The organism is Streptomyces rhizosphaerihabitans (genome assembly GCF_025399795.1).
Classification (GTDB): Bacteria; Actinomycetota; Actinomycetes; order Streptomycetales; family Streptomycetaceae; genus Streptomyces; species Streptomyces rhizosphaerihabitans.
Genome location: NZ_JAODTZ010000002.1, coordinates 225,463 through 238,896 on the forward strand (window position 1 = coordinate 225,463; position 13,434 = coordinate 238,896).

A 13,434-nucleotide genomic window follows, 5' to 3' on the forward strand; every position below is an offset into this window, starting at 1 on the left:
CGGGAGAAGCGCCTCAATATGGCCACGCGCCACGACATCCGCAACGTCGCCATCGTCGCCCACGTCGACCACGGCAAGACCACTCTGGTCGACGCCATGCTCAAGCAGGCCGGTGCCTTCGCCGCGCACGCCGCCGAGTCGCTCGACGACCGCATGATGGACTCGAACGACCTGGAACGTGAGAAGGGCATCACGATCCTGGCGAAGAACACGGCGGTCAAGTACCACCCGAAGGATGGCGGCGACGTCATCACGATCAACATCATCGACACCCCCGGCCACGCCGACTTCGGTGGTGAGGTCGAGCGCGGCCTGTCGATGGTGGACGCGGTCGTCCTGCTCGTCGACGCCTCCGAGGGCCCGCTGCCCCAGACGCGCTTCGTGCTGCGCAAGGCGCTGCAGCAGCGTCTGCCGGTCATCCTGTGCATCAACAAGACCGACCGCCCGGACTCCCGGATCGACGAGGTCGTCAACGAGACCTACGACCTCTTCCTGGACCTGGACGCGGACGAGGAGCAGATCGAGTTCCCGATCGTCTACGCGTGTGCGCGTGACGGCGTGGCCTCGCTGACCAAGCCCGAGGACGGCACGGTCCCGCAGGACAGCGACAGCCTGGAGCCGTTCTTCTCCACGATCCTGTCGCACGTCCCGGCCCCGGAGTACGACGAGGCGGCCCCGCTCCAGGCCCACGTGACCAACCTGGACGCCGACAACTTCCTCGGCCGTATCGCGCTGCTCCGCGTCGAGCAGGGTGAGCTGCGCAAGGGCCAGAGCGTCACGTGGATCAAGCGCGACGGCACGATGTCCAACGTGCGCATCACCGAGCTGCTGATGACCGAGGCGCTCACCCGCAAGCCCGCCGAGATGGCCGGCCCCGGTGACATCTGTGCCGTCGCCGGTATCCCGGACATCATGATCGGCGAGACCCTGGCCGACCCGGAGAACCCGGTCGCGCTGCCGCTGATCACGGTCGACGAGCCGGCGATCTCCATGACCATCGGCACGAACACCTCGCCGCTGGTCGGCCGTGGCGGCACGGGCAAGGGCGCGGACGCCAAGGCCGCGGTCAAGGACAAGGACCGCAAGGTCACCGCCCGCCAGGTCAAGGACCGCCTCGACCGCGAGCTGGTCGGTAACGTCTCCCTCCGCGTGCTCGACACCGAGCGCCCGGACGCCTGGGAGGTCCAGGGCCGCGGTGAGCTCGCGCTCGCCATCCTGGTCGAGCAGATGCGCCGCGAGGGCTTCGAGCTGACCATCGGCAAGCCGCAGGTCGTCACCCAGGTCATCGACGGCAAGGTGCACGAGCCCGTCGAGCGCATGACGATCGACGTCCCCGAGGAGCACATGGGCGCGGTCACGCAGCTCATGGGCGTCCGCAAGGGCCGCATGGACAACATGTCGAACCACGGCTCCGGCTGGGTCCGTCTGGAGTTCGTCGTTCCGTCCCGCGGCCTCATCGGCTTCCGGACCGAGTTCCTGACCGGTACGCGCGGCACGGGCATCGCCCACTCCATCCACGAGGGCCACGAGCCGTGGTTCGGCACCCTGACGACCCGTAACAACGGTTCGCTGGTCGCCGACCGCGCGGGCGCCGTCACCGCGTTCGCGATGACGAACCTCCAGGAGCGCGGTGTGCTGTTCACCGACCCCGGCACCGAGGTGTACGAGGGCATGATCGTCGGCGAGAACTCGCGCGCCGACGACATGGACGTGAACATCACCAAGGAGAAGAAGCTCACCAACATGCGTTCGGCCGCCGCCGACTCGTTCGAGGCGATCGTCCCGCCGCGCAAGCTCTCCCTGGAGCAGTCGCTGGAGTTCTGCCGCGACGACGAGTGCGTCGAGGTGACCCCGGAATCCGTTCGCATCCGCAAGCTCGTTCTCGACCAGAAGGAGCGCGGTCGCACCGCGAGCCGCGCCAAGCACGGCTGATCCACCGGCCTCACCGGCCGATCCACCGGCAGAAAAAAGCCCGGGTGCCCCCGATGTAGGGGCACCCGGGCTTTTTTTGCCACCCGTTTTCCGCCCTCCCGTGTCCGAAATGCGGTACGCCCCGACCGATACGCATGTAACACGTCCGTTTCGGGGGCTTCTCCGGCAGATCATTTTGTCCAGATTTTGGAAGATGTACGCGGCAGCTGTGATGGAACCGAGACCTAAAGGCTGTGGTCGGTTATCTGGCTCATGTCAGATAGTTAGCCGCGTAACGCTCGGGTCAATGGGTCATGCGCTGTGGGGACAGCGCCGACTCACGAGCACAGTGGGGTGTTTGATCCTTCGTCAGGGGTGTCGGAGGTCAATCAGTACCCCTCCTGTCCGTGCACCGGTTGAGTCATGAGGAGGTACCCATGTGCGGTGTCATCAGCGCCATGTGGGTCACATCGTCCCCCGCGGTCCGCGACGACGGCGCGGAGTTCCGAGCCCGGATCCGCGCCCGCTCGTACTGACGCGGGAGCCCGGATCCGTGCCCGCGCGTACTGACGCGGAGGCCGGCGCCGAAGCCCGGCCCGACGGACCGCGACGTGGTTTCAACTACGCGCGTCCCACTGGGGTTTCCGGGCGACTGTCGGGTAATTGACGTCTCTTGTGAACCGAACGGTGGCCGGGCACGCCAGGTGACGGCCGCCGACTCGGCACAGCCTCCTCCGCTCCGGCGGGCCGGCGCCGCCGGGTACGGCACACCCACACTTGCGGAATGGGCGAATTGTGACGAGTCCTATCGAGACCGAGGACGGCGCGGAACCGGTCGTCGCGCACGGCGGGCAGGCGGCGACCGCGAAACCCGAGGGCGAGCAGCTCGTCGGTCGGTCTCCCGGCCAGTTGATGTGGATCCGCTTCAAGCGGGACCGCTCGGGGGTCATCTCCGCCTACGTCGTGGGGTTCTTCTTCCTGATCGGGCTGATCGCCCCGCTGATCGCCAAGGTGTACGGCAAGAATCCGTACACGGTGTACGCGGACGAACGTCCGGAGCTCTTCGACAGTGCCGGCGTGCCGCTCCAGCCCAACGGCGGTATCAGCAGCGAGTTCTGGTTCGGCCTGGAGCCCGGCAACGGCTACGACGTCTTCACCAAGCTGATCTTCGGCATCCGGACCTCGCTGATGATCTCCGTGGCGGTGACGGTCACGGTCGTGCTCACCGGCATCCTGCTCGGAGTCACCGCCGGCTACGTCGGCGGGAAGGTCGACTACGCCATCAGCCGTGTCGTCGACTTCCTGCTGGCCTTCCCGTCGCAGCTCTTCTTCATCGCGAGCATGCCCGTCGTGGTCTCGCTCTTCGTGAGCCCGCGCGACGAGACACCGACCTATGTACGCGTGCTCGCACTGATCGCCGTCCAGTGGGTCCTCGGCTGGATGAGTCTCGCCCGCATCCTGCGGGGAACCGCACTCGCCCTGCGAGAACGGGAGTTCATCGAGGCGGCCAAGGTGAGTGGGGCGTCCCCCTGGCGGATCATCAGCAAGGAGGTGCTGCCCAACGTGGTCACACCGCTCCTGGTGCAGTCCACCTACCTGCTCCCGAACTTCGTGACGATCGAGGCGGGCCTGTCGTTCCTCGGTGTCGGAATCGTCGAACCGACGCCCGACTGGGGACAGATGTTCTCCAAGGCCTCGACGGAACTCGTCCTGCAGAACGACATCACCTACATGTTCTTCCCGGGTGTCTCGATGATCATTTTCGTCGTCGCGTTCAACCTGCTCGGGGATTCGGTCAGGGACGCCTTCGATCCCAAGACGGCCCGCTGACCAACGAGTTGTGGGCGCCTTCGCCCCGATTTCGAACGGCAATTCCACAGCACCTCAATGGCACTTCACTGGTTCGAAGACCGCAACTCACCGGCACCACAGGTGCACTTGTTCGCACCGGTGATACACAGATGGGTAGGAATCTGAGTGATGAGTAGGGGCGGACGCCACGCATACGCCGCGGTCTCAGTGCTCGCGGCGGGAGCTCTCGTGCTCACCGGTTGCAGCAAGGGCGGCAGCGACAAGGGGAACAACAGCAAGGACAAGGAGAACGCGCAGCGCCAGCAGGCGTCGATCAAGTTCGGCAACGCCGCGGACTCCACCGGCCCCGCGGCCGAGGTCCCCGGCGCGAAGAGCGGCGGCACGATGGAGGTCCTCCAGCGTGACAGCTACGCGCACCTGGACCCGGGCCAGATCTACGTCTCCGACGAAGGCTCCCTCGCCACGCTGCTCCACCGTGGTCTCACCGGATACAAGGCCACGAGCGACGACGGCTCCAAGCACGAGGTCGTCGGCGACCTCGCCACCGACTCCGGCACCACGACGGACGGCGGCAAGACCTGGAAGTACACGCTCAAGGACGGCATCAAGTTCGAGGACGGTACGGCGATCACGTCCAAGGACGTCCGCCAGACCATGGAGCGCCTCTTCGCACCCTTCATCAACCAGGGCCCGCCCTACATCCAGCAGTGGCTCGCCGACGCGCCGGGCGCGGACTACCGCAAGCTGCTGAAGGACGGTCCCTACAAGGGCAAGCACCTGCCGGACAGCATCCTGCAGACGCCGGACGACAAAACCATCGTCTTCAAGTTCAAGACGTCGCACCCCGACCTGCCGTACGCCCTCGCCATGGCGGGCTACGCGGTGGTGTCCGCCAAGGGTGACACCAAGGAGAAGTACGACCGGGCGCCCGTGACGACCGGACCGTACAAGATCCAGTCGTTCAAGTCCGGCAAGTCGATGGTCCTCGTGAAGAACACCAACTGGGACGCGAAGACCGACCCGATCCGTCACCAGTACGTGGACCAGTTCAACATCACGTTCAACCAGCAGTACGAGACGTCCACCAAGACGCTGCTGGCCGACACCGGCGCCGACCAGGCCGGCGTCAGCTTCAACAACCAGGTCGACGCGGGCAACCTCTCCAAGATCCTCGCCGACCCGAAGATGAAGTCCCGTACGGTCTCGGGCTTCCAGCCCTACGTCGGCCAGATGAACATCAACCTGAGCCACCCGGCTCTCAAGGACAAGAAGATCCGCGAGGCCATCGCCTACGCCCTGCCGATCACGCCGTTCGTGCGCGCCTACGGCGGCAACGACGCGATGGAGGTCGCCGGCGGCCTCATCAGCCCGACCGTCAGCGGCTACGACGCGTCCTTCGACCCGTTCGGCAAGCGCAAGAAGCCGGCCGGTGACCCCGAGAAGGCCAAGGCCCTGCTGAAGGAAGCCGGCAAGGTCGGCATGAAGCTGACCTTCGGCTACATCAACACCCCCGAGGGCCAGCAGTACTCCACCGCCATGGCGGAGGGCCTGAAGAAGGCAGGCTTCGACGTCCAGCGCCAGGAGATCCCGGCCGAGACGTACTACGACCAGGTCAGCAAGCTGGACAACAACTACGACATCTTCCACACCGCGTGGGGTGCCGACTGGCCGTCCGCCTCGACCGTGATCCCGCCGCTGTACGACGGCCGTGGAATCGCCGACGGCGCGCAGAACTACTCGCAGGTCAACGACCCCAAGGTGAACGCGGACATCGACCGCATCAACAAGATCACCGACCCGGTCAAGGCCGCTGCCGAGTGGGAGAAGGTCGACCAGTACCTGGTCAAGGACGTCGTCAACGAGGTCCCGACCGGCTACTACAAGCAGACCCAGATCGCCGGATCCAAGATCGGCGGCCTGGTCTACGACGACGTGATCGGTGGCGTCGACCCGCGTCGCCTGTTCGTCAAGTAACCGTCGCTCTGACGGGGCCCGGTGCGCTCGCCGCCCAGCGAGGCGGACGCGCCGGGCCCCGCCGGGCCCCGCTGACGTCTGAGAGCTGCCCCTGTCATGCTGCGCTTCCTCATTCGCCGGACACTCGGCGCCGTCGTCATTCTCTTCCTGCTGAGTATCGTCGCGTTCCTGCTGTTCTTCGGGATGCCGAGGGACCCGGGGTTGCTGATGTGCGGCAAGACATGCACGCCCGCCAACCTCGCGAACATCCACCACGTGCTCGGCCTCGACAAGTCGATCCCCGAGCAGTACGGGATCTTCCTGCACAACCTCGTGCTGGGCAGCAACGGCTTCACCCAAGGCCCGTGCCCCGCACCCTGTTTCGGGTACTCGTACCACACCAACGAGCAGGTCTGGGGCACGCTGATGGACCGCCTGCCCACGACGGTGTCGCTGACGCTGGGTGCCGCGGTCTGCTTCCTGATCGTGGGCCTGGGCACGGGCATGCTCGCCGCATGGAAGCGCGGCACGCTGGTGGACAAGACAGTGACGGCCGGGGCGATGGTGCTCAGCTCGATGCAGATCTACTTCCTCGGCCCGCTGGCGCTGGCGGCTCTCGTCTACCAGAGCCACCTCTTCTCCAAGCCCGCCTACAACGACTTCACCGCGAACCCGGTCAGCTGGTTCACCGGCCTGATCATCCCGTGGGTGATCCTCTCCACGATCTTCGCCTCGCAGTACACGCGTATGGCGCGCTCGTCGATGATCGAGCAGCTCCAGGAGGAACACGTCCGCACCGCGCGGGCGAAGGGCATGTCGCGCAAGTACGTCTTCTTCCGCTACGCCTGGCGCGGTTCCCTGATCCCCATCGTCACCATCTTCGGCATCGACCTCGGCTCGCTGCTGGGCGGCGCGATCATCACCGAGTACACGTTCGGACTGCCCGGCCTCGGCAAGCTGGCCGTCGAGTCGGTGTTCTTCAGCGACCTTCCGCTGCTGCTGGGCGTGATGCTCTTCTCCGCCGCCATGATCCTGCTGTTCAACATCATCGTGGATGCCTGCTACGCCTTCATCGACCCGCGCGTGCGGCTGTCCTAGGAGCACTCCGTGACCACTCTGACCAAGGAATCGGGCGCCGGTGCCCCGGCGGACTCGGGTGCCTTCCTGTCGGTGCGTGACCTGTACGTCCGGTTCAAGACCGAGGACGGCGTCGTCAAGGCCGTCGACGGGCTCTCCTTCGAACTCGAACGGGGCAAGACCCTCGGCATCGTGGGGGAGTCGGGCTCCGGCAAGTCGGTGACCAACCTGACGATCCTCGGCCTGCACAACCCGATGTTCACGACCGTCGAGGGCGAGATCGTGCTCGACGGCCAGGAACTGATCACGGCCCGTGAGTCGGAGCTGGAGAAGGTGCGCGGCAACAAGGCCGCGATGATCTTCCAGGACCCGCTGACGGCGCTCTCCCCGTACTACACGGTGGGCCGGCAGATCGCCGAGCCGTTCTGGAAGCACACCGGGGCGTCGAAGAAGGCCGCCTGGGACCGGGCGGTGGAGATGCTCGGCAAGGTCGGCATCCCCAATCCGAAGGAACGGGCGAAGGACTATCCGCACCAGTTCTCCGGCGGTATGCGCCAGCGCGCGATGATCGCGATGGCGCTGGTCTGCGACCCCGACCTGCTGATCGCGGACGAGCCGACCACCGCGCTCGACGTCACCGTGCAGGCCCAGATCCTCGACCTCCTGAAGGACCTCCAGCAGGAGTTCGGCTCGGCGATCATCTTCATCACGCACGATCTGGGCGTGATCGCGGACATGGCCGACGACATCATGGTGATGTACGCGGGCGGGGCGGTGGAACGCGGTTCGGTGAACGAAGTGCTGCGCTCGCCCCAGCATCCCTACACCTGGGGCCTGCTGAACTCGATGCCGCGGCTGGACTCGGACCTCAGTACGCCGCTGGCCCCCATCCCCGGCGCGCCGCCCTCCCTGCTGAAGCCGCCGTCGGGCTGCCGGTTCCACCCCCGCTGCACCTTCCAGGGCGAGGTCGGAGGCGCGCGGTGCGTCGACCAGCTCCCGCTGCTGCCCGCGGGCCGGGGAGGCGCGTGTCACCTCACGGCCGAGCAGAAGCAGACCATTTTCATCGAGCAGATCAAGCCCCGGCTGCGGTAGGGAGAACAGCGCCATGAAGGAAGACGTCACGAAGGACGTCACGACGGGTGACAGCACGCTGCCCGCCCCGCGCGCGGCCACCGACGACAGCTCCGCCGAGCCGTTGCTGGTGGTCGAGAACCTGGTCAAGCACTTCCCGGTCAAGGGCGGCTTCCCGATCCGGCGCACCATCGGCGCGGTGCAGGCCGTGGACGGCATCGACCTCACCGTGCACGTGGGCGAGAGCTTCGGCCTGGTGGGGGAGTCGGGCTGCGGCAAGTCGACGACCGGACGCCTGATCACCCGTCTGCTGGAACCGACGGGCGGCACGATCTCGTACCGCGGCCAGGACATCAGCCACGCCAGCCGCAAGCAGCTGACGCCGGTCCGCTCCGAGATCCAGATGATCTTCCAGGACCCCTATTCGTCGCTGAATCCGCGCCAGACGGTCGGCAAGATCATCTCGGCTCCCATGGAGATCAACGGGATCAACCCGGACGGGGGCCGGGAGAAGCGGGTCCGCGAGCTGCTGGAGATCGTCGGACTGAGCCCCGAGCACTACAACCGCTTCCCGCACGAGTTCTCCGGCGGCCAGCGCCAGCGCATCGGCGTGGCCCGCGCACTGGCTTCGGAGCCGAAGCTGATCGTCGCGGACGAGCCGGTCTCCGCCCTGGACGTCTCCATCCAGGCGCAGGTCGTCAACCTCCTCCAGGAAGTGCAGAAGGAACTGGGCATCGCGTTCCTGTTCATCGCCCACGACCTGGCGGTCGTACGGCACTTCTCGCAGCGTGTCGCGGTCATGTATCTCGGCAAGGTGATCGAGGTGGGCGACCGGGAGTCGATCTACACCCGGCCCCGGCACCCCTACACCCACGCCCTGCTCTCCGCGGTCCCCGAGGTCGAACTGAACGAGTCGGGCAAGGTCCGGCGGGAGCGGATCCGGCTCGCGGGCGACGTGCCGTCACCCATCTCCCCGCCCTCCGGCTGCCGGTTCCGCACCCGGTGCTGGAAGGCGCAGGACAAGTGCGCCCAGGAGGAACCGCCGCTGGTCCGGATCTCGGGCAACCACGACGGCCACCTGACGGCCTGCCACTTCCCGGAGGACCCGACCATCGAGGGCCGCGACGAGGACATCGTGCTGGACCCGGCGCTGGTGGCCCTGGAGGACGCGCCAGAGGGCCACTAGGACCACTAGGACGCCCTGCCTGCGAAGGGGGCCAAGGGGGCCCGCACGCGGCAGCGGCGGGCCTCCTTCGGCGGTGGGGCCCCCTTCCGCGGTGCAGGGCGTCCCGGGTGCGCGCCGCCTTCTCGTGGTGAACGGGCTGCCCCGGTGCGTGCCGTCCTGCTCACCGGGCCGGTTCGGCCGGCGTACGGTCCGAGACCGGGGTTCCGGGTACTCAGGCCCGGCCGGTGATCGTCGAGGTCGGCGTGCCGGGGTCAGGCCCGGCCGGCGACCGTGATGATCTCGGGGGCGGTGGGGGAGAGCGGCTCCCGGCCCCAGTCGCCGTACTGCTCGTGCACGACGAGTCCGGCCTCGCCGAGGAACGCCCCGAGCGCGTCCGCTCCCAGGAACCGCAGGGTGCTGCGGCTGACCCTCGGCTGCCCCCAGCGCGCATGCTCGAACGTCTCGCTGAACGTCACGCGGTCCCCGAGCACGGGCGTCTCGACCTCGTGCCGGACCCGTACCGCATCGCCGTGCTCGTCGCTCACCTCGCGTGCCCGCTCGGGCCGCCATGCCTCCCACGCCCGGACCTCGGGATTGCGGGTCTCGAAGACGAATCGCCCGCCGTCGCCGAGAGCCTGCCGTACGGCGGCCAGCGCGGAGCGCACCTCCTCGTCGCCGACGAGCACCTGAAACGCGTGCCCGGTCATCACGACGAGGTCGAACTCCCGCTCCCAGCGCACCGATCCGAGATCCCCGAGCACCCACTCGACGCCGGCCTGCCTGCGTGCCTGCACCAGCATGGCCGCGGCGGGATCGAGCCCGCACAACCGCCCCTCGTGACCGGCCTCGCGGGCGCGCGCCAACAGCCGTCCCGTCCCGCATCCGACATCGAGCACGGACCGCGCGGACATCACCAGGTCCAGGTAGAAGTCGTCGCTCGGACCCCATGGATTCAGCGCGTCGTACAGGGCGGCGAGCGAGACGTCACTGAACGAACGATCAGCCATCAGAGCAGTCTCTCAGCCCGCGCGGCCATGCGAAACCACTGATCGGGAAGGAGCGGGGTGAGCAAGTGGGCGAAAACAGTGGCAGGTTGAACGGGCCGACCGGGAGCCGGGGAACAGGCTCCGGCACCGCTCGCGAGAATCGGGACGAGATGCTGCATCACATCGAAGTGTGGGTGCCGGACCTGGGGCGGGCCGTGCGCTCCTGGGGCTGGCTGCTGGAGCGGCTCGGGTACGCGCCGTACCAGGACTGGCCGGACGGCCGCAGCTGGCGGCTGGGGGAGACCTACCTCGTGTTCGAGCAGTCGCCCGCCCTGACCGCGGACCACCACGACCGGCTGCGCCCGGGTCTCAACCATCTCGCCTTTCACGTCACGAGCCGCGCCGAGCTGGACGCGCTAGTCGAGGAGGCACCCGCGTACGGCTGGACGCTCCTGTTCCCGGACCGTCATCCCTACGCGGGCGGCTCCGGGCACCGCGCCGCCTATCTGGAGAACACCGACGGCTTCGAGGCCGAACTCGTGGTCAGGGAGCACGAAGGGGAGGACGAAGGAGAGGGGGCGGCCGAGGAGGTCACCGGATGATCCGGCCGCGCAGCACGATGCGGCGCGGGTGCCGCAGGACGCCCGGCTCGCGGCGTGGGTCCGTGTCGTAGACGGTGATGTCGGCCAGGGCGCCCTCGGCCGTCAGGGGGAGCCCCAGGAAGGCGCGGGCGGTCCAACTGGCCGCGCCCACGGCGGCCTCGGGCGGCAGCCCGGCGCCGACCAGGTGCTCGACCTCGACGGCGACGTTGCCGTGGGGAGCGGAGTCCGTGCCGGCGAGGACGGTGACACCCGCGTCGTACGCCTCCCGGACCCGGCGGATCATCGTGCGGTGCCCCTCGTGCCAGAGCCGGCCGCGGGCGTTGTCCTTGATCCGGGGCGCGCTGCGCGCGAACGCGGTGAGGGTGGGGACGTACGACGTGCCGTGCCCGGCCATCAGCCCGACGCACTCCTCGGGCATCCCCATGCCGTGCTCGATCGAGTCGACCCCGGCGCGGGCCGCGCCCAGCACACCCGCCGCCGACTGGCAGTGCGCCGCGACCCGGCCACCCGCCGCGTGTACGCCCTCGACCACCGCGCGCAGCAGCTCGTACGGCACCGGTGGCGCCTCGTAGTCCCAGTCGCCCAGGAGCTTGCACCAGCCGTCGTGGGCCTTCGCCTCGGCGACCGCCACGGCGACGAGGTCGTCGGTCACCGTGTGGAACCCGGCGCTGCGGGAGAGCCCCGCCCAGGCCAGCCAGCGTCCCGCGGTGATCATGCGGGGCGAGCCGGGGGCCTCGCGCAGCCCGTCGGGGATCTCACCCAGCAGACCCGGAAAGCGCAGGGCGGTGACCCCCGCGTCCCGGTGCGCGCCGATCTGCTCGGCGAAGACCTGCGGATCGAAGCCCGTGTCGTCCCCCGCGGCGGTACCCGGGTGCGTATGGACGTCCACGAGGCCCGGCAGCAGGAATCCGCCGTCGGCGACGGTGTCCGCCGGGACCGAGGGGCGCTGGAAGGTGATCCGGTCGCCGAGCGTCCAGAGGTCGCGTACGACGCCGTCGGGCAGAACGGTTCCGCGCAGGTGGAAGGGCACGACGCGACAGTCTGCCGGTGGACGCCGTGCGGGGCAACACCCCTTGTACGGGAGCCCGTTGACTCTCTTGGCGACCGCTTAATCGTTCGACATCGACCGGGGCCGACCGGGATGCTTCACCCGATGACTTCACAGACACGAACGGACAGGCCCCCGGCCTGGGACGAGCGCACCCAACTGGCCACCTTCCTCGACTACGCCCGCGCCACCGTCCGCGCCAAGTGCGAGGGCGTGTCCGCGGAGGACGCCCGCAAGGCCCCGCTGCCCGGCTCCCCGCTGATGACCCTCAGCGGGCTCGTCAACCATCTCCGCTGGGTCGAGTACTACTGGTTCCAGGTGGTCTTCCTCGGCGAGGAGGACAAGGGACCCTGGACGGACGAGGACCCCGACCGCGAGATGCGGATCGCCGTCGACTTCCCGCTGCCGCAACTCCTCGACGAGTACGAGGAACAGAGCGCCCGCTACCGCACGTCGGTGGCCGCGCACGACCTCGACACCAAGGCCGAGCGGCCGGGCCGCGACGGCAGCTGCGTCGACCTCCGCTGGATCGTCCTCCACCTCGTGGAGGAGACGGCCCGTCACAACGGCCACATCGACATCCTGCGCGAACTGGCCGACGGCCGGACGGGCGACTAGAACATGGGAGAAGCAGCGTTGTCGCACCCCACCATCCGCACCATCACCTTCGACTGCACCGGCGATCCGTACGATGTCGGGCTGTTCTGGAGCGAGTTGCTCGGCCGGCCGCTGGCCGACGACGACAAGCCCGGTGACCCGGAGGCGGTGATCGAGGACCCGTCAGGTGGCCCGACACTCCTGTTCGTTCAGGTCCCCGAGGGCAAGACGGTCAAGAACCGCGTCCACCTCGACCTGACCCCGCACGGCCGCACCCGCGACGAGGAGGTCGAACGCGCCCTGTCCCTCGGCGCCCGCCGCGTCGAGGACCACATCCGCCCCGACGGCGGCGGCTGGGTCCTCCTCGCGGACCCGGAGGGCAACGAATTCTGCGTGGAACGCGGAGAGTTGGGCTAAGCATTCTCTTTCAGATCACTCTCGCGGGCGTGCGGTAGTTCCCGTTCATGACTGAGTTTGTCCCCCGCCTGGCCACCTGCCCCGATCAAGACCGAGAGGCTTGTGCTCCGTGAGTCCGAGGCCCGGAGACCGTGCGGCGTTCATCGGCCTTTTCGCCTCGCCGAAGGTGTGCACCTACATCGGTGGCCCTCGACCACGTGATGAGCTCGAACGTGCGATGCCTGAGGTGCCGGGGCGACGCCCTGGCCTTTTCGTCATCGGTCTCGACGGAGCGATGATTGGCATGATCACGCTTGACCGGCGCGGCGCAGAGCGTCCGGGTCACGTCCGTTCGAATGGCGGGGAAGCTGAGCTCGGCTACATGTTCCGGCCGGAGGCGTGGGGATGCGGGCACGCCGCTGAGGCATGTGCAGCGGTACTCGACTGGTTCGCCGACGCGTTTCCCGGCGAACCGTTGGTGCTCAGCACCCAGACCGCCAACGACCGCGCGATACGCCTGGCGGCGAACCTGGGGTTCACCGAGGTGGAGCGGTTCGAGGAGTATGGTGCCGAGCAGTGGTTCGGTGTGTGGTTCTCGGGCCGCGCCGTCCGGTTGAGCTCGGTCGTTTCTTACAGAACATCTGGTCGTCGGTTTGGGTGCGTTGTTGGTTGATGCCCCATGGGTTGAGGTCGAAATCCTGCGGTCGGACCGGACAACTCAAGCTCAAGAAATGGCGCCGCCTGGCCACCCTCGTAGGACAAGACCGCGATTATCTACCTTGCCGGACTCCACCTCGTCGCCATCTTCATCTGGTC

At 68.0% G+C, this 13,434-nt stretch carries 11 protein-coding genes and 1 pseudogene; 10 read left to right on the forward strand and 2 right to left on the reverse strand.

All coding sequences use genetic code 11. The annotated features are described in order from the left end of the window. Window positions 1–18 precede the first annotated feature (18 nt). The 6 genes from typA to N4G66_RS03065 all read left to right on the forward strand — a co-directional run bounded on the left by typA (window position 19) and on the right by N4G66_RS03065 (window position 9,010). Window positions 19–1,932 (forward strand): translational GTPase TypA, encoded by a 1,914-nt coding sequence (gene typA, locus N4G66_RS03040; protein WP_261702338.1) that lies wholly within the window; start codon window positions 19–21, stop codon window positions 1,930–1,932. A 774-nt stretch (window positions 1,933–2,706) separates the two neighbouring features. Next, a complete protein-coding gene (locus tag N4G66_RS03045; protein ID WP_391858739.1) occupies window positions 2,707–3,741 on the forward strand; it encodes an ABC transporter permease in 1,035 nt (344 codons plus the stop codon). Between the two features lie 150 nt (window positions 3,742–3,891). Beyond that, on the forward strand, window positions 3,892–5,697 hold the full coding sequence (locus N4G66_RS03050; RefSeq protein ID WP_261702339.1) for an ABC transporter substrate-binding protein: 1,806 nt from the start codon (window positions 3,892–3,894) through the stop codon (window positions 5,695–5,697). A gap of 96 nt (window positions 5,698–5,793) precedes the next feature. Then, window positions 5,794–6,774 (forward strand): ABC transporter permease, encoded by a 981-nt coding sequence (locus tag N4G66_RS03055; RefSeq protein ID WP_261702340.1) that lies wholly within the window; start codon window positions 5,794–5,796, stop codon window positions 6,772–6,774. 9 nt (window positions 6,775–6,783) lie between these two features. Then, window positions 6,784–7,845: an ABC transporter ATP-binding protein gene (locus N4G66_RS03060; protein WP_261702341.1), complete on the forward strand. Its 1,062-nt coding sequence runs from the start codon at window positions 6,784–6,786 to the stop codon at window positions 7,843–7,845. Between the two features lie 13 nt (window positions 7,846–7,858). Next, window positions 7,859–9,010: an ABC transporter ATP-binding protein gene (locus N4G66_RS03065; protein ID WP_261702342.1), complete on the forward strand. Its 1,152-nt coding sequence runs from the start codon at window positions 7,859–7,861 to the stop codon at window positions 9,008–9,010. Between the two features lie 251 nt (window positions 9,011–9,261). On the opposite strand, the gene N4G66_RS03070 is transcribed toward N4G66_RS03065, so the two are convergent. Then, window positions 9,262–9,996 carry a class I SAM-dependent DNA methyltransferase gene (locus N4G66_RS03070; RefSeq protein ID WP_261702343.1) on the reverse strand — a complete coding sequence of 245 codons (735 nt, stop codon included), beginning with the start codon at window positions 9,994–9,996 and terminating at the stop codon, window positions 9,262–9,264. Window positions 9,997–10,145: 149 nt separating this feature from the next. Here N4G66_RS03070 and N4G66_RS03075 point away from each other — a divergent pair, with 149 nt between their 5' ends. Continuing rightward, complete coding sequence (locus tag N4G66_RS03075) at window positions 10,146–10,577, forward strand: VOC family protein (RefSeq protein ID WP_261702344.1); 432 nt, start codon at window positions 10,146–10,148, stop codon at window positions 10,575–10,577. Here the strand turns inward: N4G66_RS03075 and N4G66_RS03080 are convergent. Continuing rightward, a complete protein-coding gene (locus N4G66_RS03080; RefSeq protein WP_261702345.1) occupies window positions 10,567–11,607 on the reverse strand; it encodes an amidohydrolase family protein in 1,041 nt (346 codons plus the stop codon). The genes N4G66_RS03075 and N4G66_RS03080 overlap by 11 nt on opposite strands. 123 nt (window positions 11,608–11,730) lie before the next feature. Here N4G66_RS03080 and N4G66_RS03085 point away from each other — a divergent pair, with 123 nt between their 5' ends. From N4G66_RS03085 to N4G66_RS03095, 3 genes and pseudogenes are all read left to right on the forward strand, one after another. After that, a complete protein-coding gene (locus N4G66_RS03085) occupies window positions 11,731–12,243 on the forward strand; it encodes a DinB family protein (protein WP_261702346.1) in 513 nt (170 codons plus the stop codon). Window positions 12,244–12,261: 18 nt separating this feature from the next. Further along, window positions 12,262–12,639: a VOC family protein gene (locus N4G66_RS03090; RefSeq protein WP_261702347.1), complete on the forward strand. Its 378-nt coding sequence runs from the start codon at window positions 12,262–12,264 to the stop codon at window positions 12,637–12,639. Window positions 12,640–12,690: 51 nt separating this feature from the next. Further along, window positions 12,691–13,291: pseudogene (locus N4G66_RS03095) on the forward strand (GNAT family N-acetyltransferase). Window positions 13,292–13,434 lie beyond the last annotated feature (143 nt).